Here is a 24252-nt window from a genome sequence, read left to right on the forward strand (position 1 = left end):
GATGGTACTGCATGGGAGACTGTGTGGGAGAGTAGGACGCCGCCGGACTCATATTAGGAAAGGCCCCGCCGTTACCGGCGGGGCCTTTTCTCATTATGGCGTCGGCCATCTCTTCGATGGTCGGCGGAGCGTGTGCTTCCTTCAGCTCCTCCAGGTCTGGGGTCGTGACCAGCCGCCCTCGCGTCGTAGAAACTCCGGGCTTCATCGCACGTACCCTCCTCGCCGCTCAAGATCTTGTCCTCACGCTGCCGTAGGAGCGGGCGAGGCGGGCTCGGTTGCGGGGTAGACGGAACGTTCTATACAGTCCAGGTATGAGCGATGATCAGATGCCCCCCGCCCGTCGCCGCATCCTGGACGCCGCCGACCGTCTCTTCTACCTCAACGGCATCAACTCCACGGGAGTCGACGCCGTGATCGAGCAGGCGCAGGTGGCGCGCATGACCTTCTACAAGCACTTCGGTGGCAAGGAGGCGCTGATCCTGGCCTATCTCAGCGGCCGGGAGACGCGGTGGCAGACGCTGCTCGAACGGTCCATCGGGCGGGCGGGTGAGGATCCGCGTGCCCGCCTGCTGGCCGTGTTCGACGCGCTGCGTTCCTGGGCGACCTCCGAGACGCGCTTCCGTGGCTGCTCGTTCGTCAACGCCATGGCCGAGCTGGCCGACCCCGACCATTCCGCCCGTGCCGTCATCACCTCGTACAAGGGGGCGCTGCGCGACCGCGTCCTGGAGCTGGCGCGGGAGGCCGGCGCGGCCGATCCGGAGTTGCTCACCGACCAGCTCCTGCTGGTCTACGAGGGGGCCATCTCCAACCATTCGCTGGGGAACGTCGACGACGCGGTCCACAAGGCCCACTTCACCGCCGAGCAGCTCATCGCCGCCGCCGTTCCCGTCTGACGCGAACGCCACCTTACGCGCCGGTCGAGGTTGCGCAGGCCTCGGTGACGGCGGCGGGGTCCCAGTAGAAGGGGCGGCATTCGAGCATGCGGCCGTCCCTGACGGTGATGAGCTGGAGGATCAGCGCCTCGACCTCGCGGCCGGTGGCGCGGGCGCGGAAGCGCACCCGGTTGCGCACCACCACGGTGTTCCCGTCTCCCCAGTGTTCCTGCTCCAGGAACTCCATCGACTCCCAGGTCTCGCTGAAGACGGCCAGGAACCGTTCCATGCCGTCCCGGCCCCGCCAGGCGCCGGTTCCCGTGAACGGCAGGCCCGGCGCCTGGTACAGCACCACTTCCGGGTCCAGGTGGGCGGCGACCTGGCCGTAGTCGGCCTTTCCGTAGCCGCCCGCGGCCACGTACTCCGCCTCGGCGGCGTAGAACCGTTCCATCACCGACCACGCGTCGTTCGGCCGCCGGTCCGCTCGCGCGACTTCCACCGGGGTCTCCACGGTCCTCACCATCCCTCTCATCGGCATCGCCGTGGAGAACCCCGGTCCGGCCGGGTCGGTTGCGGGAGGTCAGGAAGCGGTCAGGCGGGTGCGGTAGACGCGTTCGAGGTGGTCGGTCCGTTCGGTGGGCCAGGGGCAGCGGATGTCGCCGTGGAGGGCCGCGAAGAAGAGTTCGAGGTGGGTCTGCCAGGCGGCCAGGACGGTGGCGCGGCGGTCGGCGAGGTGGGACGGGAGCGTCTGGGCGACGACCAGGCGGGTGCCGATCGGGTCCTGGTGGCGGAGTTCGAAGCGCACCCGTCCCGCCGGGGCGTCGTCGTCCAGCCAGGTGTACTCCAGGGCGCTGCCGGGGCTCGCCTCCGTCACCGGACCGGGGGTCAGGTAGCCGTGGGTGGCCCGGGGCGGCGGGGCCTGCCCGGAGGTGGGTTCGGTGCCCTCGGTGAGCGCGGCCCATACCTCGTGGGGCGGCTGGGTGAGGTCGCGTTCGAAGCGCACCAGGTGGCCGTCGGGGGTCGGGTGGGTCGTGCCCTCGCCCAGGCCGAACGCCTCGACGTAGCGTTCGGCGCGGTCGAGGATCCAGGCCCGGTCGACCTGCGGGTCCGGGGCCCCGTCGAGGCGGGTGGCCAGGGTGTCCAGGCAGACGTCCCAGCCGGGGGCCGTGCGGGCCATCGCCGGGCGGTCGTCCCAGGTGCCCTCGTCGCTCATCGTGTAGGTGAACACCAGCAGGCATCCGGCGCCGTCGGGGGCCAGTTCGAAGCGCAGGACCGAGTCGTGCCAGGTGAAGGCGTAGACCTTCGGCGGGTCGTACTCCAGGACGCGGCCCTTGGTGAAGGGGCCGTCGAAGTCGGGGTCGTCCGGGAAGGTGAAGCGGATGGTCGCGCCGACGGCCGGGTCGGTGCGCATGACGGCGGGGAACCAGTGGGTCATCTCGGCGGGGTCGGTGACCACCCTCCACACCTTCTCGGGCGGGTGCGCGAGGCGGCGTTCGAACCGCAGCACCCGCCTGCCGTCGACGGTCTCCAGTGTTCCGAGCTGCCTGTCCATCGGCCTGGCGCCTCCTTTGGCGGGTCACGTGTCGTCGGGAAGGGCGTCGAGGCGGCGTTCCAGCCGGTCCAGGCTGTCGCCCCACATCTCGCGGAACGGCGCGAGCCACGCGTCGATCTCGGCGAGCGGGCCGGGGCGCAGCCGGTACCAGCGGCGTTGGGCGTCGCGGCGCACCTCGACCAGCCCGGCCTCGCGCAGCACCTTGAGGTGCTTGGAGACGGTGGGCTGGCTGAGGCCGAGCCGGCCGACCAGCTCGCCCGCCGGGAGCTCGCCCTCGCGCAGGAACTCCAGGATCTGGCGGCGTCGCCGGTCGGCCAGCACCTCGAACGTTGATTCCACTCCAGCAATATAGACAGGATGGAATATAAGGGGCAACGCTTCCCGCGGCCCCCGCCGTGCGGGCCAGGGCCTGTTCCGAAGTGGACCCCGGCCACGCACGCGAGCGCGTTACCTGACCTGTGGGCCCGACGCCGCAGGCGAGGGCCCGCAGGTCAGATCGCGAAGCGATGTCGCGCTCGCCAAGCCCTGGTGAGGTGCGAGCCCCCGGGGCGAGCGCCGTAGGCCAGGGCTCTGAAACAGAGCCTAGGATGCGGTGGCATGACAGGGGAGGTGCTCGTTCTCACAGGGCCGCCGGGGGCGGGGAAGAGCACGGTGGCGCGGCTGCTGGCCGATCGGTTCCCGCTGAGCGTCCACCTGCACACCGACGACTTCTACGGGTACATCAGGCGCGGGCGGGTGCTGCCCTACCTGCCCGGGTCGCGGGCCCAGAACGAGACCGTCATGGGGGTGCTGGCCGGGGCGGCGTTCGGGTACGCGGCCGGCGGCTACTTCGTCGCGTGCGACGGGATCATCGGGCCCTGGTTCGTGGACGCGTTCACGCGGCACGGGACGCCGTTCCACTACGCGATCCTGCGCCCCGACGAGAGGACCGTGCTGGAACGGGCGACCGGACGCGGGGAGGGGGCGCTCACCGACCCCGAGCCGGTCAGGATCATGTACGGGCAGTTCGCCCGGCCCGGGGCCTACGACGCCCACGTCGTGGACTCGACGGACCTGGACCCGCAGGCCACCGCCGCGCTCGTGCTGGAGCGCCTGGAACGCGGTGACCTCCGGATCGGCTGAACGTCAGAACTCCTCGCCCGCCAGCACCGCGTCGGCGTCCACGATCCGGTACGCGTAGCCCTGCTCGGCCAGGAAGCGCTGCCGGTGCGCGGCGTAGTCCTGGTCGAGGGTGTCGCGGGAGACCACCGCGTAGAAACGGGCCCCCGCGCCGTTGGACTTCGGACGCAGCAGGCGGCCCAGGCGCTGGGCCTCCTCCTGCCGGGAGCCGTAGGCGCCCGAGACCTGGATCGCCACGGTCGCCTCGGGCAGGTCGATGGAGAAGTTGGCGACCTTGGAGACGACCAGCACGTTGATCTCTCCGGCGCGGAACGCGTCGAACAGGCGCTCGCGCTCCTTGACCCGGGTGTCGCCCTTGATGACGGGGGCGTCCAGGGTCGCGCCGAGCTCGTCGAGCTGGTCGATGTACTGGCCGATCACCAGGACCTGCTCGCCCTCGTGCCGCTCGACCAGCGACTCCACCACGCGGTTCTTGGCGTCGGTGGTGGCGCAGAAGCGGTAGCGCTCCTCGGGCTCGGCGGTGGCGTAGGCGAGGCGCTCGGACTCGGCCAGGGTGACGCGGACCTCGACGCAGTCGGCGGGGGCGATCCAGCCCTGCGACTCCATGTCCTTCCACGGCGCGTCGTAGCGCTTGGGCCCGATGAGGGAGAACACGTCGCCCTCGCGGCCGTCCTCGCGGACGAGCGTCGCGGTCAGGCCGAGCCGGCGGCGGGCCTGGAGGTCGGCGGTCATCCGGAAGATCGGGGCGGGCAGGAGGTGGACCTCGTCGTAGACCACCAGGCCCCAGTCGCGGGCGTCGAACAGCTCCAGGTGCGGGTAGGCGCCCTTCCGCCGGGTCGTCATGATCTGGTAGGTCGCGATCGTGACCGGGCGGACCTCCTTCTTCGCGCCCGTGTACTCGCCGATCTCGTCCTCGGTGAGGGACGTGCGGCGGATCAGCTCCTGCTTCCACTGGTGCGCCGAGACGGTGTTGGTCACCAGGATCAGCGTGGTCGCCGCCGCGCGGGCCATCGCCGCCGCGCCGACGGTGGTCTTGCCGGAGCCGCAGGGCAGCACGACGACGCCGGAGCCGCCGTGCCAGAACGCGTCGGCCGCCTCCCGCTGGTAGGGACGCAGCGTCCAGCCGTCCTCGGCCAGGGCGATCGGGTGCGCCTCGCCGTCGACGTACCCGGCCAGGTCCTCGGCGGGCCAGCCCAGCTTCAGCAGCGCCTGCTTCAGCGCGCCGCGCTCGCTGGGGTGCACGACCGCCACATCGTCGGCGACCCGGTCGCCGATCATGCCCTTGACCTTCCGGGACCGCAGGACCTCCTCCAGGACCGCGCGGTCGGAGGACGCCAGCACCAGGCCGTGCGCGGGGTCCTTCTCCAGCCGCAGCCGCCCGTACCGGGCCATCGTGTCGGCCACGTCCACCAGCAGCGCGTGCGGCACCGGGTAGCGCGAGAACCGCAGCAGGGTGTCCACGACCTGCTCGGCGTCGTGCCCGGCGGCACGCGCGTTCCACAGGGCGAGGGGAGTGACGCGGTAGGTGTGGATGTGCTCGGGCGCCCGTTCCAGCTCGGCGAACGGGGCGATCTCCTTGCGGCACGCGTCGGCCTGGTCGTGGTCGACCTCAAGGAGCAGCGTCTTGTCGGACTGGACGATGAGCGGACCGTCGGTCACAGGTGGATGGCCCCCGTCGGCGTTGCGGATCGGATGGGTCCTCGCACGGTACCCGGAGGTACAACGGCGCGGGGCCGTCCGGCTCTTCCCGGTCTCAGACGCCGAAGGCCACCATCAGCGTGACGTAGACCACCGCCACCGCCATCGCGCCGCCGAACAGGGCCCAGCTCCACACCGTCAGGGCGCGCGCCCCGCGCGGGTCGCGCGCGGAACGGCTGACCGCCATCGCCGACGTGATGACCGCGGGGAGGGCCAGCACGTTGCAGCAGGCGAAGGTGGCGACGCTGGAGCACACCAGCGCGGCGACCGCCGACCCCGGCGCGGGCCGCGCCGGGGGGCCGTAGTAGTAGGGGTTGTAGTAGGGGCCGTCGGGGTCGTTGTAGACGTCGTAGGGATTGCCGGACCACCCGTGGCTCATGGGCCCCTCCTCGTGCCGTCTCCGTGATCAGACCGCGCGGGACGGCGATCGGTTCACCGTCCCGCGCGACCTGTCTCAGAACGGCCAGTCCGCGGCCGCGCCCCGCTCGATGAGCGGGATCATCGCGAACGCCGCGTCCGACAGCCCGCCGAACGTGTGCCGCGTGCCCGCCCCGGACGGGCCGTGGCCGTGCCGGTAGCCGACCAGGTTCCAGGTGTAGACCGGCACCCGCTCCGGGACGGCCTTCGCCGGCTCCTCGCCGTGGTGACCGCCCCACGCCTGCTCGTCCGTCACGATGACCACCCGGTCGTGGTCCCGGTAGTGCGCGCGGACCGCCGCGGCGGTGTTGGTGCCGCCCAGGTCGCCGAACCGCTCCACCACCTTCAGCACCGACTCGCCGCGCCGGAACGGCACCGGGGCGTGCCCGGTCCCGAACTGCACGAGCGTGGCGTCCTCGGCCCGCAGCGCCAGCGCCGAGCCGAACACCGCCGCCGCGTCCGCCGAGGTCAGCTCCGAACGCGCCGACATCCGCCCGAACATCGACCCGGACCGGTCCACCAGGACCAGCGTGCGGCCGGGCAGCGCCGGGACGTTGCCCAGCGACGCGTCCAGGGCCTGGTGCAGCGGCCACGCCCAGCGCAGCGACTCCACCGCCCGGTAGGCGGCCAGGTAGCGCATCGGCAGCACCCGCGACCGCGCGACCCGCCCGGGATCGCTCAGCCGCGCCGCGACCCGCTCGGCGACCTCGTCGGACACGCCCGCGCGGTCGAGGTTGCGGAGGTTGCGCAGCAGGGCCAGGTACCCCATCGACGGGATGATCCTCTCCCAGAACGCCGCCGACAGCGGCCCGCCGAGCCAGCCCGCCAGCGACTCCCAGGTCATCCCGGCGTCGGCGAGGACCCGCTCGGCGTCCGGGCGGTCCAGCAGCGCGCGCCGTTCGTCCGGCGGGAGGGCCAGCAGCCGCGCGCGGGCGCGCAGCACCGTCAGCGACTCGGGGATCTCCTCGCCCCGGCCGTGCCGCCGGTCGATGGCGTGCCGGAACAGGTCGCCCTGCGCCGGGGTCTCCGGACGCGGGTGGACCAGCTCGATCACGTCGCCGAACCGGAAGTCGCCGGTGTCGTACTTGACCAGGGAGCGTTCGGTGTACAGGCGGCGCACGGCGTCGGCGACGCCCCGCTTCACCGGCGACGGCAGCGAGCGCCCGTAGCGGCCGTGCCAGTAGGCGAGCAGCTCGCCGGGCTCGTCGGCGCGGCGCAGGGCCGCCGCGACGAGCTGCCGGTTGCCGCCGTCCATCTCCGCGCACAGCCGCGACATGACGCCCTCGGCGGCGGCGACGACCGAGGCCGAGCGCATCCCGGCGCTGTCGCGCAGCCACCCGACCATGCGGGTCAGCCAGTCGACGTCGGCGAGCGCGACCTCGCCGACCAGGGTGCGGAAGCGCGCGTCGCGGTCGCCCGCGTCCTCGTAGAAAGTCCGCTCGCCCACCATGTTCGCGACCGAGAGAAGGAAGAGTTCGCTCTTGGTGTCCCGCGCATAGCCCGGGGCGCCCTCGTGGGTGCGGGCGCCGGGGGCGCGGCGGGACGTGACGGCGCTGAGCGCGCCGGTCATCCGGGATCGGTTGAACTTGGCCATGGCGGACCTCCAGGGGGACTGCCCGAGGACCCGGCGCCCCGGGGACCGGTTCGCTTTGGGACGAAGTAACCCGGGGCTGCGCATCGGGCAGGGAAAACGGTCCTTTCCGAGAACAGGGCGGCCGGAGTGAACGGCCCCGAAGGGCCGGCAGGACTCGAACCTGATTCGACCGAAGTAACTCCGGCCTGCGCATCGGAAAGGGAAGAAAAAGGGGCGCCCGAGAACTGGGCGGCGGTGGTTTTCAACGCGCCAGATGCTCTACCGATTGAGCTACCGCCTGGTGGAACAGGCGGACGGGACTCGAACCCGCAACCCTCTGATTAAAAGTGGAAGTAGCCACAGCCTGCGCATCGGGCGCGCCGGAAGTCGTGGGTCAGGCGAGGGGCCGTCTCGGCTTTCGGCGGAGGACGCATATCGGCTCGTCCTGCCGTCGCCGTCGTGGCTTTCGGCGGTTGTTCACCGGGTCCTCCCTTCCTGTCTCGCTGACGTCCCATACGTTGCCCGAGACCCGCCGGAGGGCGCAAGCGAATTAATTCTCGTCGTCGGATATCTCGGCGACGCCGGTGATGCGGTGCAGGGCGAAACGGTGGACGGCGGCGCGGGTGGCGTCGTAGCCGGTGAGGAATCCGCCCTCGACGCGGACGGGTTCGACGATGCGGCTGGAGGACTGGCCCTGCTGGTCGAGGTAGCCGATCCACACGCGGGCGCCGCGTTCGACGGCGGAGCGGAGGCGGTCGACGGTCGCGACGGCGGGGGAGCGGGGCGGTTCCCCGGCGGGGGCGTCGGCGCGCAGCCGGGCCTGCTCCTCGCCGTGCCTCTCGGCGAGGCGGGTCGCCTCGTCGCCCGCGCGCAGCGCCCGCACCGCCGCGTTGACCATCGACGGGTCGGTGAACTGCTCGGTGCGGGGCCGGAAGATCTCGGCGGTGGGCGGCGGATCGGCGCGCTGGGCGTCGGGCCGGGTGACGATCACGCCGCCGCCCGGCGACTCGGCGACCGGGGCCAGGCCGAGGGCGCGCAGGCCCTCCAGCAGCTCGCCGCGCGGCAGCGACGAGCCGAGGACGGTGGGCGCGAGGCGGAACAGCCGCAGCGCGTCCGAGCGCCGGTCGGCCAGGATCTCGTCGAGCGTCCCGGGGGAGTCGGTGCGCACGTACGACGACAGCGCGCCCACCCGCAGGTGGCCGTGGCGGCGGGCGACGTCCTCGATCAGGTAGGTGAGGGGCTGCGGCAGCGGCGTGGCCGAGTGCCGGGCCAGCAGCGCCGTCAGCTCGTCGGCGCCGCGCCCGGCGTCCAGGGCGCGGCGCACCGAGCCGGGGGTGAAGCGGTACACGGTCGCGCCGCCGGTGGACTCCACGTCGGCGGCCAGCGCCAGCTCGCGGGCCAGGTCGGTGACCAGCGGGCCGGGGGCGACGGCGGTCAGGTCCGCCTGGATGAGGATCTTGTCGACGGGGGCGGGCAGGTGCTTGTCCAGGCCGGGTTCGGGATCGCCGCCGTCGAGCAGGTCGCGGGCGTAGGGGGCCAGCACGCCGAAGCCGGTGACGCCGAGGGCGGCGGCCTCGCGCAGCGTCCAGTCGACGAGGCGGTCGCGCAGCGGGTTGGCGCGGCGGGGCTGGAGCCAGTGCAGGCGGGTGCGCACCGCCCCGGCGTCCACCGCCAGGCCGGGCTCGGCGGCGGCGAGCACGTCCAGGACGGCGCGGCGGGCGGCGGGGGCGGAGGGCCGCACGACGGCCTCGCTGAGGGCGTTGACGAGCCGGTCGCGGTCGTCGCGCTCCCCGGCCAGGCCGGGCGCGCGGTCGGTGCGCAGCCAGCCGCGCGCCAGCTCGACCCAGCGTCCGGCGGTGTCGCGGCGCAGCCACAGGTCGTAGGCGGGGGTCGGCAGCCACTCGCCGTCCAGGTCGCCGCTGCGGGTGAGCAGGCCCGCCGCGTAGGCGGTCTCGGCGAGCAGGACGGCCTTCCACTCCTCGACGTCCAGCAGCGTCGCGGTGGCGCGCAGGTCGCGGACCGCCAGGCCGCCGCTGCGCAGCACCGGCGGCGGCTCCAGGCCCCAGTGCTCCAGCAGCTCCTCGACCAGGCGGACGAACGTCAGCGCCTCCCCGGCCGCCGCCCGCACGGTCAGGTCCGCGCGGTCGGGGGCGCGGCCCCCGGTGAGCGGCGGCGGTTCCGGCGTCAGGTCCCGGAACAGCACCCCCTCGCGCAGGTGCAGGGCGACCTCGCGGGGCAGGGTGACGGTCCGGTCGTCCTCGGCGGCCAGCAGGCCGCGCGCCAGGAGGCGTTCGATGGGGCTGGCGGCGGTCGCGACGCTGACGGGGCGGCGGGCGTCGCCGACCCGGCCGACCGGCGGGCCCCACGCGAGCTGCTCCAGCGCGGCGCGCGCCTCGGGGCCCGCGTCGTCGATCAGCGGGCCGGGCTCGGCGAGCAGGCCGCCCAGCCGGTCCAGCAGCCGGGCGGTGTCGGGGAAGCCTCGCCGCTCCTCGCCGGTCAGGTCGGCGACCAGGGCGGCGAGGCGTTCGGCGGGGTAGGTCGCGAACACCTCCCGCGCCGGCGGTCCCAGCCCGGCCGGGTACGCGAACGCCTGCCGCACGCCCGGCGCGGGCCGCAGCCTGCCCTTGCGCGGGTCCCAGGCCAGGGCGTGCCGCAGCAGCGTCGCGACCGCCGCGTTCACCGGCTTGCGCGGCGTCCGCAGGGCGGTGGCCAGGGCGGCGGCGGTGACGTCCCGGGGCAGCACCAGCAGCGCCTCCAGCACCGCCAGCGTGAACCGGTCCAGCCGGTCCAGCGTGCGGGAGACCGCGGCGGGCGTGGTGGCGCGGGCGGCCAGCGCGGCCAGGTCCGCCGGCACCGGCGTGATCAGCTCCGGCCGCGCGGTCAGCAGCGCGCGCAACGCGTCGTCGTCGCGGGCGCGCAGCCAGTCCGCGTAGCTTTCCACGGGATGTCACTCTTCCACGGGTGGGGTGCCCGCACGCGCCGGACCTGCGGCCCTGCGGCCCGCCGCCCCGCCGTGGGCGGGGCGGGCCCGGGTCAGGAGGCGGGCGAGCGGTCCAGGTTCATCAGGCCGAGGCCCAGCCGCGCCCAGGAGGCCACGAAGCGCTTCTCGTCGATGCGGGTCGGCGGCTCGTACATGGACTCGTTGGCGAGCCAGTAGTTGACGACCGCGCCGCCGAGGATGGAGGCGACGGCGGCCCAGTCCTCGTCCTGCTCCGCGAACTCCGGCTGCGCCGCCAGCCAGGTGGCGATCGAGTCGTAGAGCGGGTTGACGATGCCCTCGCGGACCTCGGCCACCAGGTGGGGGAACTGGTCCAGGTCGCGGAACAGCACCCGGATCAGGTCCTGCTCCTCGCGCATCTTGGCCAGCCCGGCCTGGCAGGTCATCCGCAGCCGGACCTCCAGCGGCCGGTCCTCGTAGACCGAGGCGTGCTCCAGCACCTGGCTGATCTGCTTGCGGGTGCGTTCGATGTGTTCGCGGATGGCGGAGGCCAGCACCTCCTCCTTGGAACGGAAGTGCCGGTACAGCCCGCCGGCCCCCGGGGACAGACCGGACGCGGCCTCGATCTCGGCGACCGACGTGGCGGCGTAGCCCCGGTCGGCGAACAGACGGAGCGACTCGGCCACGATCCGCTCGCGCGTAGATGTCGTCATGGTGATGTGATCCTCCGTAAGAACAGTACGGCATCGTTGCCGGGCGTACCGCGTCGCGCGGCCGGTCCGACCGAAAACGTGATCCGGCTCGCCCCGGCTCCGGGCCGGACTAGGGTGGTTGACTTCGCATCCCCTCGTGTCGAGAGGGGCCCGTCACCGGAAGGGTCGAGATGGCTGTGCCCGCTCGGGCTGTGCCCGGCCGGACGTCCGCCCGGCAGACCGGCCGGAGGTCCGTCCGGGAGTTCGTGCCGGCGGACTTCGTGGTGCCGACGCTGGTCGCCGGTCCGCGCTTCCAGATCCGCCCGATCACCGTGCACGACGTGGTCAAGGACTACGGCGCGGTCATCGGGAGCCTGGAGCGGCTGCGGGGGCGGTTCGGTCCCGAATGGGGATGGCCGGACACCGAGTTCACCTTCGAGCAGGCGCTGATCGACGTGGCGTGGCTCCAGAAGGAGGGGCAGCTGCGGCGGTCGTTCAGCTACGTGGTGACCAGCCCGGACGACGAGCAGCAGTACGGGCGCATCCATGTGGCGCCGTCCGACGACCCGGGCGCCGACGCGTGCGTGGTGTTCTGGGTGCGCGACGACCAGGCGGGGACGTCGCTGGAGCGTGAGCTCGGGGACTTCGTGGAGGAGTGGGTCACCACGGCGTGGCCGTTCGAGGCCGTGCGCTTCCCCGGCCGCGACGAGGGGTGACGGCGGCCGGTGCCGTGGCCGGTGTCGTGGCCGGTGGGCGCGCGGGTCGGTGGCGCGGTCAGGCCGCCCGCCGGATGAGCGCCACGACGATGCGGCCGATCACCAGGTAGACCACGGCGGCCAGGCCGTGGTTCACCGCGACGGAGACCTTGGGGTCCTCCGGTTCGAAGACGTCCTTGAACTGCCAGGCCAGGTCCCGCGCGCGGTCGCCGACCCAGGCGACCAGCTCGTTGCCGGTGTTGGCCTCGAACACCGCGAACAGGATGTGCACCGCGAGGATCAGCACGACGACCGTGGTGATGATCGAGACCAGCGCGGCCAGCAGGCCGACCGCCTGCCGCCGGGCCGTGCGCAGCCCGCGGCCGCGCGGCGCCCACCGCCGCGTCCCGGCGCGGGGCTCCCGGTGGGTGCCGCCGGTGCGGCCGGGGTCGCCGGGTTCGGTGCGGGTGGCGCCGCCCGCCACCGGCTGGTCCGCGGGGGTCCTGCTCGGGTCCTTGTCGACCATGTCGCCCTCTTTTGATGTTCGGTGGAGCTTTTGAGCCTCGCGTTTTGCCTGGTCAACGGGTTCGCGGGGGATCGCGGGGGTATATCCCGACCAGGAACGACCGGGCGGAACACACCGGACGTTCCGCGTGGGAAGCCCGCGCTCTCCTACTCGGATCCCGTCGCATCGCCACTACCAGGAGAGCGCGGGTCCACGCGTCCGTCAGCCCCGCGGCGGTGGCCGGGGGCGGCCTTCGGCGGCACGTGCCCGCATATCCCTCCCTTTACCCTGTGGAGCGTGCTGGATCACGATGCCCCCGAATTCTCCGTCGGTTTCGACCTCGACCTGACGCTCGCCGACACCCGCAACGCCATCGGCGCGGTGTACGCGAGGCTGGCCGAGGAGACCGGCGTTCCCATCGACGTCGGCCAGGTGGTGGCGCGGATCGGCCCGCCGCTGGAGGTCGAGCTGGCGTACTGGTTCCCGCCCGCGCGCGTCCCCGAGATGGCCGACCGGTACCGGGCGCTGTACCCCGACATCGCGATCCCGGCGACCGTCCCGATGGCCGGGGCCGCCGAGGCGCTGGAGGCCGTGCGGGCGCGCGGCGCCGGGGTCGTGGTGGTGTCCGGAAAGAACCAGCGCGACACCGAGCGGACCGTGCGGTACCTGGGGCTGCCGGTGGACGTGGCGGTCGGCGGGCTGTTCGGGTCCGACAAGGGCCGGGCGCTGCGCGACCACGGGGTCCGGGCCTACGTGGGCGATCACACCGGCGACGTGGACGCCGCCCGCGCGGGCGGGGCGGTCGCGGTGGGGGTCGCGACGGGGATGTACGGCGCGGCGGAGCTGACCGCCTACGGGGCCGACGTGGTGCTGCCGGACCTGCTGGCGTTCCCCGGATGGTTGACCGGATGGCTGAATCCGGCCGTTGTGGAGGACGGTGCGCCCGGCGGAATCGGCGTCGGCTGAACGGCGCCGCCGCCCCCCTGAAGATCACTTGTCACCTGCGGATCTCGGCGCCGGGGCGATATTCGGATGACCCCGGCAGGAGTCGCCGATAGCTTCTGTCCGTTGGCTCGCAGGGGTCGCGGGACGTCGCTGCCGTTCTCTGCGCCACGCGGCGTGGCGCTAATCTTTAGGCCAATTCAGGACGAGAAATAACGAGGTCTCCGGTGCCCACTGGCAAGGTCAAGTGGTACGACGCCGACAAGGGATTCGGCTTTCTCACCCGCGACGACGGGGGTGAGGTCTTCGTGCACTCCTCGGCGCTGCCGGGGGGTGTCAGCACGCTGAAGCCCGGTCAGCGGGTGGAGTTCGGCGTGGTCGAGGGGCGGCGCGGGCAGCAGGCGCTGTCGGTGCGGACCCTTGAGACGCTGCCGTCGGTGGAGAAGACCATCGCCAAGCAGAAGCGCAAGAAGCCCGACGAGATGGTCGTGATCACCGAGGATCTGATCAAGGTGCTGGAGCACGCCTCGGAGATCTACCGGCGGGGCAAGCACCCCTCCTCGGCCGAGTCCAAGAAGATCGCCACACTGCTGCGGGCGCTCGCCGACCAGCTGTCCCTGTAGAACGCGCGCGACCGGCCCGGGACCCCGCGGTCCCGGGCCGGTCGTCGTTTCCGGGCGCGGGCTCAGGCGGGCACGCGGGTCGTCGCCGGGTCCCGGCGGCGACGGCGGGCGACGGCCGCGCTGCGCGCCAGCAGCAGCGCCAGGGACACCGCCAGCGCCACCGCCATGATCACCATGGTGACGGGGCCGCCCGCCACGACCGACACCGCGAGCCCCAGCAGCCCGCCGGCCACCCAGACGAGCTGGTGCAGCGTCTCCGACACCGCGAACGTCGAGGACCGCACCTCCTCGCCGATCTCGCGCTGCACGACGGCGTCGGTGGCGAGCTTGCCCAGGGACTGGCCGACCCCGGCCGCCACCGCGACCGCCAGCACCGTCCACAGCCCGTAGAACAGCGCCGCCGCCACCGTCACGGCCGTCACCGCCGCCAGCGTCCCGAACATGATCAGCCGTGGGGCGCGGTCCTTCATGCCGACGCCGATCGCCGTCCCCAGCAGGCCGCCCGCGCCCGCCCCGCCGACCAGCAGCGCCAGCGCCAGGGTGCCCGACAGGCCCGCCACGCCGTCCTCGCGCAGCAGGAACGCCAGGTACAGCACCAGGAACCCCGAGAACGTCCGCAGCACCCCGCTGGCGGCCAGCGCCTCGGCGACGACCGGGCCGACGCGGGGCAGCGTCCGCCACCGGGGCGTCTCGGCCTGGCCGGGCTGCTGCTCGTCGGGCACGTCGACGCGGCCCGGCAGCCGCATCGTGAAGACCACGCCCAGCAGGAACACCACCGTCGTGATCCGCAGCAGCCAGTCCGGGCCGAGCAGGTGGTTGACGCCCGCGCCGACCGGCACCACCGCCGTCGCGGTGAGCAGCCCGGCGAACGCGACCCGGCCGTTGGCGGTGACGAGCGTGACGCCCTCGGGCAGCACGCGGGGCGTGACCGCCGCGCGCAGCACTCCGAACGCCTTCGACAGCACCAGCACCCCGAACGCGGCGGGCAGCAGCGTCACCACGTCCCCGTGCACCACCGCGCCCGCCATGCCCCAGCACAGCAGCCCGCGCGCGGCGAACGCCCCGGCCACCGCGTACCGGCGGGCGTGTCGCATCCGGTCCAGCACCGGGCCGATCAACGGCGCGACCAGCGCGAACGGGGCCATCGTCACCAGCAGGTACAGCGCCACCTGGCCGCGCGCCTGGTTGACGTCCAGCCCGAAGAACAGCGTCCCGGCCAGGGCGACCGCCACCAGCGCGTCGCCGGCCGCGTTCAGCGACGCCGTCTCGATCAGCGCGCCGAGGCCGCTGCGTCCCGCGCCGCCCGCGTTCGCGGCGCGGCGCGCCAGCCGCCCCGCGCCCCGCGCCGCCCCCGCGGCCCGCCCGAGGCCGCGCCGGGTCCCGCCCGCGCCGGTGCGCAGGAACGTCGTCACACGGTTCGCCATGCCGGAAGCTCCTCGCGCGAAGGTCCGCCGTTCGCGAGCCTACGTTCCCCGCCACGCCGTCGGAACGCGCGAACCGCCCCGACCGGCCTGTTCCCGCCCGCCGGGGCCCGCCGCGGACCCGCAGGGGGGGAGCGTGTGCGCGGTCACGCCGTTCCATGGGCGAGAATTGACATGTGAGCCCACTCCGTCAGTCCAGTCCCGCGCGTTCAACCCGCAGCACCGCCGGGCGCACCACCACGGGGAGCGCCCGCCGCACCCGCACGCCCGCCGTCGACCCGGCCTGCGCCGAGGCCGTCGACCTGGCCCGGGAGGCCGCGGAGGAGACGGCCTGGCCGGGCAAGGTCGGCGAGCACCTGGGCCTGGTCGCCGAGGCCGACCGGGTGGTCACCCACTTCTTCGAGGCGCTCGACCCCGCCTACCACGGGTGGCGCTGGGCCGTGACCGTCGCGCGCGCCGCCCGCGCCAGGAACGTCACCGTCGACGAGACCGTGCTGCTGCCCGGCGACGACGCCCTGCTGGCCCCGCCGTGGGTGCCCTGGCTGGAACGGCTGCGCCCCGGCGACCTCGGCCCCGGCGACCTGCTGCCCACCGCCCCCGACGATCCCCGGCTCGCGCCCGGCCTGGCCCAGGTCAGCGACGCCGTCGACGCGCAGGCGCAGTGGGAGCTGGGTCTCGGCCGCGCCCGCGTGCTGTCGGCCGAGGGCCGCGACGAGGCCGCCGCCCGCTGGTACGAGGGCCCGTCCGGACCGCGCGCCTCCATCGCGATGTCCGCGCCCGCCCAGTGCTCCACCTGCGGGTTCTTCGTCCCGCTGGCCGGTCAGCTACGGCAGATGTTCGGCGCGTGCGCCAACGAGTACGCCCCCGACGACGGCCGCGTGGTGTCGGCCGACCACGGCTGCGGCGCGCACTCGGAGGCCGTCGAGATCCCGGCCGCCTCCGAGCACGGCCCGCCGGTCATCGACGAGCTCGGCTACGAGGTGATCGTCGCCGACGACGCCGAGATCGAGGCCGAAGAGGCCCTCGGGCACTCGTGACCGACGTCTTCGGCACCGGGGCCCTGCGCTCCCGGGTGCTGCGCGCGTGGGCGGAGTCCCCGGCGCGGTTCCGGGAGGACGCCAACACCGAGGAGGACCACGCCCTCGGCGGCTACCGCGACCGCGTGGTGGTCGAGCTGGCGCAGAACGCCGCCGACGCCGCCGCGCGGGCGGGGGTCCCGGGGCGGCTGCGGCTGTCGCTGGACGGCGGCGTGCTGACGGCGGCGAACACCGGGGCGCCGCTGGACGCCGCCGGGGTGGAGGCGCTGTCGACGCTGCGGGCGTCGGCCAAACGCGACGAGACCGCCGCGGTGGGCCGGTTCGGCGTGGGGTTCGCGGCGGTGGTCGCCGTCAGCGACACCCCGTCGATCACCTCCCGGACCGGCGGGGTCGAGTGGTCGGCCGACCGCGCCCGCGCCGAGGCCGGGGCCCTGCCGTCGCTGGCGGAGGAGCTGGCACGGCGCGCGGGGCAGGTGCCGCTGCTGCGGCTGCCGTTCCCCTCGTCCACGCCCGCGGAGATCCCCGAGGGCTACACGACGGTGGTGCGGCTGCCGCTGCGCGGCCCGGCGGCCGAGGCGTCGGTGCGGGCCCAGCTGGAGCAGGCCGGGGTGGCGCTGATGCTGGCGCTGCCCGCGCTGGCCGAGGTCGAGGTGTCGGTCGGGGGCGCGGTCCGGGCGGTCACCGCCGACGAGGTCGCCTCCTGGACGACGGTGGAGGCGCACGGAACGGTCCCCGCCGAACTGCTGGCCGGCCGGCCCACCGAGGAGCGGGCGCGGCCGTTCTGGCAGGTGCGGTGGGCGCTGCCGCCGGACGGGCTGCCGCGGGGCGTCCCGGCGGTCCTGCACGCCCCGACGCCGAGCGACGAGCGGCTCGACCTGCCCGCCCTGCTGATCGCGACGTTCCCGCTGGCCCCCGACCGGCGCCATGTCGCGCCCGGCCCCCTCACCGACCACCTGGTGGAACGCGCCGCCGACGCGTACGTGGACCTGCTGCGCGCGGTCCCGCCGACCCCGGCGCTGCTGGACCTGGTCCCGGGCACGGTGGGGGCGGGCGGGCTGGACGCCGCGCTGCGGCGGGCGGTCCTGGCGCGCCTTCCCGAGACGCCGCTGCTGCCGCTCGGCGAGGACGCGTTCGCGCGGGGACGCGACACGGTCGCGATCGACGGGCCGGCCGCGTTCGTCGAGCTGCTGGCCGGGCGCGGGGACGGCGAGCCGGTGGTCCCGGGCCTGCTGCCCGCCGCGTGGCCGGCGCGGCACGCGGCGCTGGCGGCGCTCGGGGTGCGGCGCATGGAGCTGGCCGACGTCGTGGACGCGCTGGCCGGGCTGGACCGCGCGCCGGCCTGGTGGCACGGGCTGTACGAGTCGCTGAGCGGGGCGTCGACCGACGGGCTCGGCGCGATGCCGGTGCCGCTCGCCGACGGGCGCGTGGTGCGGGGGCCGCGCGGGCTGCTGGTGGCGGCCGACGGCGTCGACCCCTCCGGCCTGGACGTGCTGGGGCTGCGCTTCGTCGATCCCGAGGCCGTCCACCCGCTGCTGTTCCGGCTGGGGACGATCGAGGCGGGCCCGCGCACGGTGCTGGCGGACCCGGCCGTGCGCGCCGCGGTGGAGGACGCGTTCGACGCCGACGACCCCGAGGCGGTCGCGGACGCGGTGCTGGGCCTGGTCGCCGCGGCGCGCCTGGACCCCGGCGACGAGCCGTGGCTGTCGGAGCTGGCGCTGCCGGGCGAGGACGGCGAGCTGTACGCCGCCGGGGAGCTGCTGCTCCCCGACAGCCCGCTGCACGACGTGATGGCGGAGGACGCGCCGTTCGGAACGGTGGACGCCGATCTCCTGGAACGCCACGGCCGCGACGCGCTGGTGGCCGCCGGGGTCCTGGACGGCTTCGCCCTGGCGCGGGCCGAGGACGTGAACCTGACGGGCCTGGCGGACCAGGCGGAGACGTTCCACCTGGACGCCGAGGAGCGGTGGGCCGAGGAGACCCTGGACCGGCTGGGGATGCAGGAGCTTCCGCCCCTGCTCCCGGAGTTCGCGGCGGTCCGGGACCTGGAGCTGGTGGAGGACTGGGCGGCGGCGCTGCGCCTGCTGTCCCGGCCGCCGCTGCGCGCGGCGGTCGTCGACCCGGCCCACGTCGCCCTGTTCGACGGCCGCCGCGTGGCGGTCCCGTCCTACACGGCGTGGTGGCTGCGGCGGCGCCCGGTCCTGGAGGGCCGCTGCCCCGGGGAGTTCCGCCTGCCCGGCGACGCGACCCTGGCGGGCCTGTACGACCCGGCCCCCGAGGGCCTGGACGAGCGGTTCCTGCTGGCGCTGGGCGTCCGCACGACGCTGGACGACCTGCTGTCCACCCCGGAGGGCGCGGCGGAGCTGCTGGACCGCCTGGCGGACCCGGGCCGCCCCGTGAGCCGCGCGCAACTGGTGGCCCTGTGGACGGCGCTGGCCGACCACGAGACCCCCGTGGACCCGCCCGAACGCGTCCGCGCGGTCGTGGACGGCGCGGTCGAGACGGCCGAGGCGGCCGACGCCCTGGTCCTGGACCGCCCCGACCTGCTCCCGCTGCTTCCCGGCCAGCCCCTGGTGATCGCGGCCCACGACCGGGCCGAACGCCTGGCGGACCTGCTCGACCTTCCGCTGGCCGGCGAGGAGGTGGCGGGCAAGGTCGGGTCGGCGGGCGAGCCCCGCGACGTCCCGCCCGCGGTCCGCGCGATCCTCCCCGACGCCCCGACCACCTACCTGGCGCACGACGAACTGGTCGTGGACGGCCACCCGGTCACGTGGTGGGCGGGCGAGGAGGACCTGCACGCGAGCGGCACCGAGGGCCTGGCCCGGGTGCTGGCCTGGTCCACCGGCCGCTGGGAGGCCCGCTTCCTGGTAGAGGCGGTCCTGCGCGCCCCCGAGGATCTCCCCGCCCTCCTGTCCGAACGCGACCTGGAGCTTTGACCCGCGCTCCGGAACCCCACCCCACGCCACCCGCCTGAAGGCCCACGGCGCGTCGTGCCGTGCCCGCGGCCTCGTTATAGAGCACATGCTCTGTTATTGTGCGGGCATGGCACGACCACGGATCCACGACCCGGAACTGGTGCTGGACGCCGCCGAGCGGCGCCTGGCCGAGCTGGGGCCCGACGGCGTCACCATCCGGGGCCTGTCGGCCGTCACGGGCGTGTCGAACGGAGCGATCTACCACGCGTTCGGATCCCTGCCGATCCTGCTGGGACGCGTGTGGCTCCGCGCGGCGACCGACTTCCTCGACCTCCAGTCCGCCCTGGCGGAACGGGCCGGAACGGCGGTGGACGCCGTCGTCGCGGCGGCCGACGCGCCCGCCCGGTTCGCGCTGCGCCGCCCGGCGGCGGCCCGGATGCTGATGACCGTCGAACGCGACCGGCTGCTCGGCCCGGATCTGCCGGACGCGCTGGCCGACGAGCTGCTCGCCCTCGACCGGCGGCTGCTGGCCCTGCTGTCCCGGCTGGCCCGCGCGCTGTGGGACGGCGCCGACGCGCCGAGCGTCGCGGTGGTCACCCTGTGCGTGGTGGACCTGCCCACCGCCGCGTTCCGGCGCGCCCTCACCGGCCCCGCCGTGGACGGCGCCGCGCCCGTCGACGCCGACAGCCGCCGACGGCTGGAGGCGGCGGTCCGCGCCGTGCTCACCATCCCTCCGCCCGCAAAGGAATGATCATGCCCGAACTGCGCGACGACGGCCCGGTCCTCGTCCTCGACCTCGGCGACGACGAGAACCGCTTCTCCCCCGACTGGATGGACGGCGTCCACGCCCTTCTCGACACCGTCGTCGACCGCCCCGGCCCCGCCGCGCTGGTCACCACCGCCCGGGGCAGGTTCTTCTCCAACGGCCTGGACCTGGAATGGCTGGCCGCCCACGAGGACCGGCTCCTCACCTACGTCGAGCGGGTGCAGGGACTCCTCGCCCGCGTCCTCACCCTGCCCGTCCCCACCGTCGCCGCCGTCAACGGCCACGCCTTCGGCGCCGGCGGCATGCTCGCCATGGCCCACGACTTCCGCGTCATGCGCGCCGACCGCGGCTACTTCTGCTTCCCCGAGGCCGACATCGACATCCCGTTCACCCCCGGGATGGCCGCGCTCATCCAGAGCAAGCTGACGCCGGCCGCCGCCGTCGCCTCCATGACCACCGGCCGCCGCTTCGGCGGTCCCGACGCCCACGCCCTCGGCCTGGTCGACGGGACGGCCGGACCGGACGAGCTGGTCGCCGCCGCCGACGCGCGCGTCCGTCCCCTGGCCGGCAAGAGCCGCGCCACCCTCGGCGCCATCAAGGAGACGATGTTCGCCGCCGCGGTCACCGCGCTCCGCGACACCGGGGTCCCCGCCGCCTGAGACCGGATGAGGAGATCGCCGCCGTTCCGGGCGCCCTGGAGCCCTCGGCGCCGGACATCGGGCACGCCATAGATGATCTCCCGACAATATACTCACTCTGCGTGATTGATCGACTACCTAGGGCAGATAGGGAGTGATCAGTCGGTGGCGCCACCGGTGTCACCGGCACTCCAACTTCGCAGAGCATCAAGGAGACAGTTCATGACGTCCCGCAAATCCGCCCTGCTGACCCTGCTGGTCGCGGTGTTCGCCTCCGTTCTGGCCCTGGGCGCGCCCGCGAACGCGGCCCCGGCCGGGGCGCCCGCCGACACCCCCGGCATCGCCCTGTCCGATCCCGACCTCGATGAGACCGGGCTCTTCGACGACAACGAGGACGACGAGGACAACAACGCCAAGGACCGCGAGGACGAGCAGGACTGACGCCACCGGTCCGGCCGCGGGACCGGTCCCGACGGGCCGGTCCCGCGGCCGGCGCGCTCTGTCCGGAATTGTACGGGTGATGGCGTTCCAGACACTCGCGGCCCGGCGCCCTCCCTGCCAGGATTGTCCGTAACGGATCACCTGAGCAGGGGAGAGACCATGGAATCGGCGCAGACGGTGGCGGTGTACGGCGCGTACGGGCACACCGGGCGGTTCGTGGTGGCGGAGCTGCGGGAGCGCGGGTTCGTCCCGGTGCTGTCCGGCCGCGACGCCGGGAAGCTGGAGGCGCTGGCGGCGTCCTTCCCGGGGCTTGAGGTGCGACCCGCGTCGGTCGACGACCCGGCCTCGCTCGACCGCGCGCTGGCCGGTGCGGCGGCGGTGGTCAACGCCGCCGGGCCCTTCGCCGCGACGGCCGCCCCGGTGATCGAGGCGGCGCTGCGCGCCGGGATCCCGTACGTGGACGTGGCGGCCGAGATCGAGGCCAACGCCGACACGTTCGCGCACTTCGCCGACCGCGCCCGCGAGGCCGGGACCGCGGTCGTCCCCGCGATGGCCTTCTTCGGCGGCCTCGGCGACCTGCTGGCCACCGCGGCGATGGGCGACTGGACGGCCGCCGACGAGGTGCACGTCGCCTACGGGCTGAGCGGCTGGCACCCCACCGCCGGGACGCGCGTCGCGGGCACGGTCTCCCGGGAGCGGCGGGACGGCCGCCGGGTCCGCTTCACCGGCGGGAGGCTGGAGTACCACCAGGACGATCTGCCGTCCCTGAAGTGGACGTTCCCCGAGCCGATGGGCGTCCGGCCCGTGATCGGGGAGTTCAGCATGGCCGACGTCGTCACGATCCCCAGCCACCTGGCGGTCCCCGAGGTGCGCTCGTACATGACGGTCGAGGCGGCCGAGGACCTGGCGGCCCCGGACACGCCCGCGCCGGCGGCGGCCGACGAGCACGGCCGCTCCGACCAGACCTTCCTGGTCGACGTCGTGGTGCGCTCCGGCGACGCCGAGCGGCGCGCCACGGTCGGCGGCCGGGACATCTACGCCGTCAGCGCGCCGCTCGCGGTGGAGGCGGTCCGCCGCGTCCTCGCCGGTGAGACCAGGACGACCGGGGTCGCGTCCGCCGGGGAGATCTTCGACGCGGCCGACTTCCTGCGCGCGCTGTCCCCGCACCTGTCCCTGGACCTGCGCTCCTAGCGGGCGCCCGGTGTTGTCCCGGGCGCCGGAACCGGCTATTTTCCATACGCAGCCGTATGCGTATGGAAATTGGAGGCGCCATGGAACGCGTGGACGTGCTGGTCGTCGGGGCGGGCCCGGCGGGGCTGGTGCTGGCCTGCGGGCTGGCCGCGCAGGGGGCCGGGGTGCGGGTCGTCGACCGCGCGCGGGGCCCGGCCTCGACGTCGCGGGCGAACATCCTGCACGCGCGCGGCGCGGAGGTGCTGGAGCGCCTGGCGGCCGTCGGCGACCTCCGCGAACGTTCGCTGGCGCCGGTCGGGATGCGGATGCACGTGCGGTCGCGGCCGATCGCGACCATGCGGTTCGCCCCGGACGAGCGCGAGTCGGCGCGGGCGCTGTTCGTCTCCCAGGCCCGGATCGAGGAGCGGCTGCGGCGGCGGCTCGGCGAGCTGGGCGGCCGGGTCGAGTGGGGCCGGGCGGTCACCGGGGTGACGCAGGACGCCGGCGGGGTGACGGCCGGGTTCGCCGACGGCGCGCGCGTGCGGGCGGGCTGGCTCGCCGGGTGCGACGGCGCGCACAGCACCGTGCGCGAGGCCGCCGGGATCGACTTCCCCGGGGCGCCGGTGGTGGAGCGGTTCCTGCTGGCCGACGTCCACGCCGACTGGGACCGGGACCGGACCGTGTCGGCGGGCTTCTTCCACCGCGACGGCCTGCTGCTGGCGATCCCCATGCGGGACGCGGACGGCCGGGACGACCTGTGGCGGCTCATGGCCGACGTGCCGGAGCCCGACCGGCGCCTCGACGCGGCGGACATCGTCGCGCGCTTCGAACGGCTGCTGCCCGAACGGGCCGGTGAGACCGGGGTGCGCATCCGCGACGCCGTCTGGACCTCGGTGTTCCGCATCCACCGCAGGCTCGCGGCCGACTACCGCAGGGGCCGCGTCCTGCTGGCCGGGGACGCCGCGCACATCCACAGCCCGATCGGCGGCCAGGGCATGAACACCGGCATCGGCGACGCCGAGAACCTGGCGTGGAAGCTGGCGCTGGTCGTGCGCGGCGGCGCGGACCCGGCGCTGCTGGACACCTACACCGCCGAGCGCCGCCCGCCGGCCGCCGAGGTCCTGCGCACCACCACGGCGAACACCCGGATCCTGGTGGGGGAGGGGGCGGCGGCCCGGCTCGTCCGCGACCGGATCTTCGTTCCGCTGCTCAACTCGCCCCGCGTGCAGCGCCGGGCGACCCGCACGGCGTCCCAGCTGGGGGTGAGCTACCGGCGGGGCCCGCTCGGCGGCCGGGGCGCCGGGCCCCGGCCGGGCGACCGCGTTCCGGACCGGGAGGGCGTGCGCGCCGACGGGAGCCCGTCGCGGCTGTACGCCGAACTGTGCCCCGCCTGGGTCCTGCTCGCCCGTCCCGGCGCCGACGTCGCCGCGCTCCTGGACGTGGCCCGCGAACGCCTCGGCGAGGACGTCACCGCCCTGTTCGACGCCGGCGCGGCGCGTTCGCCGTGGCTGGTCCGCCCCGACGGGCACCTGGGCTGGCGGGGCGACGACCCCGCCGCGTTGCGCCGGTGGCTCACCGGCGCGCTGCACACCAGGATGGGCGCATGACCGCCGAGACGACGCGCCGCAGGGGACCGGGACGTCCCCGCGATCCCCACGCCGACGCCGCGATCCTGCGCGCGGCCGTCGACCTGCTCATCGAGCGCGGTGTCGACCAGACCAGCATGGAGGGCATCGCCAAGCGCGCGGGGGTCGCGAAGGTGACCGTCTACAAGCGCTGGAAGTCGAAGGAGGACCTGCTCGCGGACGCGATCGAGAAGGTCCGGGACGACGTCCCGGGCGTGGCGCCGGTGCGCGCGGCCCGCGAGCTGCCCGAGCTGATCGAGACGCTGCTGCCGCGGTGGGGCGAGGCGCTGGCCGACCCCCGCTACCGGGCGCTGTCGGCGCGGCTGCTGGGCGCCGGTCCCGGCCATCCGGCGCTGCTGGAGGCGTACTGGAACCACCACGTGCTCCCGCGGCGCGAACGCTCCCGGGCCCTGCTCCGCCGGGCGCAGGACGAGGGCGTGCTCGACCCCGCCGCCGACGTCGACGTGCTGCTCGACATGATGGCCGGGGCGATCATCCATCACCTCCTCCTGGAGCCCGGCGAGCCGAGCCCCGAGGAGGTCGGCCGCTACCTGCGCCGGCTCTTCCGGCAGGTGGGCTTCGCCCTGCCCGCCGACGATGTGACGTGAATCACCCG

The 24252-nt window shown here is 74.6% G+C and carries 23 protein-coding genes; 13 read left to right on the top strand and 10 right to left on the bottom strand.

Annotated features, from left to right (window positions below):
- Positions 1 to 311: 311 nt before the first annotated feature.
- Positions 312 to 893 carry a TetR/AcrR family transcriptional regulator gene (locus HNR61_RS45235; protein ID WP_246445130.1) on the top strand — a complete coding sequence of 194 codons (582 nt, stop codon included), beginning with the start codon at positions 312 to 314 and terminating at the stop codon, positions 891 to 893.
- Between the two features lie 13 nt (positions 894 to 906).
- Here HNR61_RS45235 and HNR61_RS45240 read toward each other — a convergent pair whose 3' ends face one another.
- From HNR61_RS45240 to HNR61_RS45250, 3 genes are all read right to left on the bottom strand, one after another.
- On the bottom strand, positions 907 to 1371 hold the full coding sequence (locus tag HNR61_RS45240) for a nuclear transport factor 2 family protein (protein ID WP_312898412.1): 465 nt from the start codon (positions 1369 to 1371) through the stop codon (positions 907 to 909).
- Between the two features lie 81 nt (positions 1372 to 1452).
- Entirely contained in the window at positions 1453 to 2424 is a 972-nt protein-coding gene (locus HNR61_RS45245) for an SRPBCC family protein (protein ID WP_182849328.1), read from the bottom strand.
- Positions 2425 to 2448: 24 nt separating this feature from the next.
- Positions 2449 to 2763, bottom strand: a complete 315-nt coding sequence (locus HNR61_RS45250; RefSeq protein ID WP_067831892.1) for an ArsR/SmtB family transcription factor — start codon at positions 2761 to 2763, stop codon at positions 2449 to 2451.
- A 270-nt stretch (positions 2764 to 3033) separates the two neighbouring features.
- Here HNR61_RS45250 and HNR61_RS45255 point away from each other — a divergent pair, with 270 nt between their 5' ends.
- The gene (locus HNR61_RS45255; protein ID WP_220510576.1) at positions 3034 to 3546 is read left to right on the top strand and encodes an AAA family ATPase; all 513 of its coding nucleotides are present in this window, start codon (positions 3034 to 3036) and stop codon (positions 3544 to 3546) included.
- A 3-nt stretch (positions 3547 to 3549) separates the two neighbouring features.
- On the opposite strand, the gene HNR61_RS45260 is transcribed toward HNR61_RS45255, so the two are convergent.
- The 5 genes from HNR61_RS45260 to HNR61_RS45280 all read right to left on the bottom strand — a co-directional run bounded on the left by HNR61_RS45260 (position 3550) and on the right by HNR61_RS45280 (position 10882).
- Complete coding sequence (locus HNR61_RS45260; RefSeq protein WP_182849330.1) at positions 3550 to 5202, bottom strand: DNA repair helicase XPB; 1653 nt, start codon at positions 5200 to 5202, stop codon at positions 3550 to 3552.
- Positions 5203 to 5296: 94 nt separating this feature from the next.
- Positions 5297 to 5620, bottom strand: coding sequence for a hypothetical protein (locus HNR61_RS45265; RefSeq protein WP_182849331.1), 324 nt, complete (start codon positions 5618 to 5620; stop codon positions 5297 to 5299).
- 75 nt (positions 5621 to 5695) lie between these two features.
- On the bottom strand, positions 5696 to 7252 hold the full coding sequence (locus HNR61_RS45270) for a vWA domain-containing protein (RefSeq protein ID WP_182849332.1): 1557 nt from the start codon (positions 7250 to 7252) through the stop codon (positions 5696 to 5698).
- Between the two features lie 529 nt (positions 7253 to 7781).
- Entirely contained in the window at positions 7782 to 10172 is a 2391-nt protein-coding gene (locus HNR61_RS45275) for a helicase-associated domain-containing protein (protein WP_182849333.1), read from the bottom strand.
- A gap of 92 nt (positions 10173 to 10264) precedes the next feature.
- The gene (locus tag HNR61_RS45280) at positions 10265 to 10882 is read right to left on the bottom strand and encodes a TetR/AcrR family transcriptional regulator (protein WP_067831907.1); all 618 of its coding nucleotides are present in this window, start codon (positions 10880 to 10882) and stop codon (positions 10265 to 10267) included.
- A gap of 170 nt (positions 10883 to 11052) precedes the next feature.
- Here HNR61_RS45280 and HNR61_RS45285 point away from each other — a divergent pair, with 170 nt between their 5' ends.
- Positions 11053 to 11577 carry a GNAT family N-acetyltransferase gene (locus HNR61_RS45285; RefSeq protein ID WP_246445132.1) on the top strand — a complete coding sequence of 175 codons (525 nt, stop codon included), beginning with the start codon at positions 11053 to 11055 and terminating at the stop codon, positions 11575 to 11577.
- A gap of 58 nt (positions 11578 to 11635) precedes the next feature.
- Here HNR61_RS45285 and HNR61_RS47155 read toward each other — a convergent pair whose 3' ends face one another.
- Complete coding sequence (locus HNR61_RS47155; protein ID WP_220510577.1) at positions 11636 to 12082, bottom strand: hypothetical protein; 447 nt, start codon at positions 12080 to 12082, stop codon at positions 11636 to 11638.
- Between the two features lie 276 nt (positions 12083 to 12358).
- Here HNR61_RS47155 and HNR61_RS45295 point away from each other — a divergent pair, with 276 nt between their 5' ends.
- Together HNR61_RS45295 and HNR61_RS49745 are read left to right on the top strand one after the other, a co-directional pair.
- Complete coding sequence (locus HNR61_RS45295) at positions 12359 to 13027, top strand: HAD family hydrolase (protein WP_312898413.1); 669 nt, start codon at positions 12359 to 12361, stop codon at positions 13025 to 13027.
- 203 nt (positions 13028 to 13230) lie between these two features.
- Positions 13231 to 13626 carry a cold-shock protein gene (locus HNR61_RS49745; RefSeq protein ID WP_182849334.1) on the top strand — a complete coding sequence of 132 codons (396 nt, stop codon included), beginning with the start codon at positions 13231 to 13233 and terminating at the stop codon, positions 13624 to 13626.
- 62 nt (positions 13627 to 13688) lie between these two features.
- Here HNR61_RS49745 and HNR61_RS45305 read toward each other — a convergent pair whose 3' ends face one another.
- Positions 13689 to 15050 (bottom strand): MFS transporter, encoded by a 1362-nt coding sequence (locus HNR61_RS45305; protein WP_182849335.1) that lies wholly within the window; start codon positions 15048 to 15050, stop codon positions 13689 to 13691.
- A 299-nt stretch (positions 15051 to 15349) separates the two neighbouring features.
- Between HNR61_RS45305 and HNR61_RS45310 the strand changes: the two genes are divergently transcribed.
- From HNR61_RS45310 to HNR61_RS45345, 8 genes are all read left to right on the top strand, one after another.
- Positions 15350 to 16084 (top strand): DUF3027 domain-containing protein, encoded by a 735-nt coding sequence (locus tag HNR61_RS45310; protein WP_220510585.1) that lies wholly within the window; start codon positions 15350 to 15352, stop codon positions 16082 to 16084.
- On the top strand, positions 16081 to 19017 hold the full coding sequence (locus tag HNR61_RS45315; protein WP_182849337.1) for a sacsin N-terminal ATP-binding-like domain-containing protein: 2937 nt from the start codon (positions 16081 to 16083) through the stop codon (positions 19015 to 19017). The genes HNR61_RS45310 and HNR61_RS45315 overlap by 4 nt, the downstream gene beginning before the upstream one ends.
- Before the next feature lie 106 nt (positions 19018 to 19123).
- Positions 19124 to 19747, top strand: coding sequence for a TetR/AcrR family transcriptional regulator (locus HNR61_RS45320; protein WP_182849338.1), 624 nt, complete (start codon positions 19124 to 19126; stop codon positions 19745 to 19747).
- A 2-nt stretch (positions 19748 to 19749) separates the two neighbouring features.
- Positions 19750 to 20421, top strand: a complete 672-nt coding sequence (locus HNR61_RS45325) for an enoyl-CoA hydratase/isomerase family protein (RefSeq protein ID WP_182849339.1) — start codon at positions 19750 to 19752, stop codon at positions 20419 to 20421.
- Between the two features lie 201 nt (positions 20422 to 20622).
- Entirely contained in the window at positions 20623 to 20841 is a 219-nt protein-coding gene (locus HNR61_RS45330) for a hypothetical protein (protein ID WP_182849340.1), read from the top strand.
- Positions 20842 to 21000: 159 nt separating this feature from the next.
- A complete protein-coding gene (locus HNR61_RS45335) occupies positions 21001 to 22032 on the top strand; it encodes a saccharopine dehydrogenase NADP-binding domain-containing protein (RefSeq protein WP_182849341.1) in 1032 nt (343 codons plus the stop codon).
- Positions 22033 to 22112: 80 nt separating this feature from the next.
- A complete protein-coding gene (locus tag HNR61_RS45340; protein WP_182849342.1) occupies positions 22113 to 23618 on the top strand; it encodes an FAD-dependent monooxygenase in 1506 nt (501 codons plus the stop codon).
- Complete coding sequence (locus tag HNR61_RS45345) at positions 23615 to 24244, top strand: TetR/AcrR family transcriptional regulator (RefSeq protein ID WP_182849343.1); 630 nt, start codon at positions 23615 to 23617, stop codon at positions 24242 to 24244. The genes HNR61_RS45340 and HNR61_RS45345 overlap by 4 nt, the downstream gene beginning before the upstream one ends.
- The last annotated feature ends 8 nt before the right edge of the window (positions 24245 to 24252 follow it).

It is taken from the genome of Actinomadura kijaniata, from assembly GCF_014138665.1.
Taxonomy (GTDB): domain Bacteria; phylum Actinomycetota; class Actinomycetes; order Streptosporangiales; family Streptosporangiaceae; genus Spirillospora; species Spirillospora kijaniata.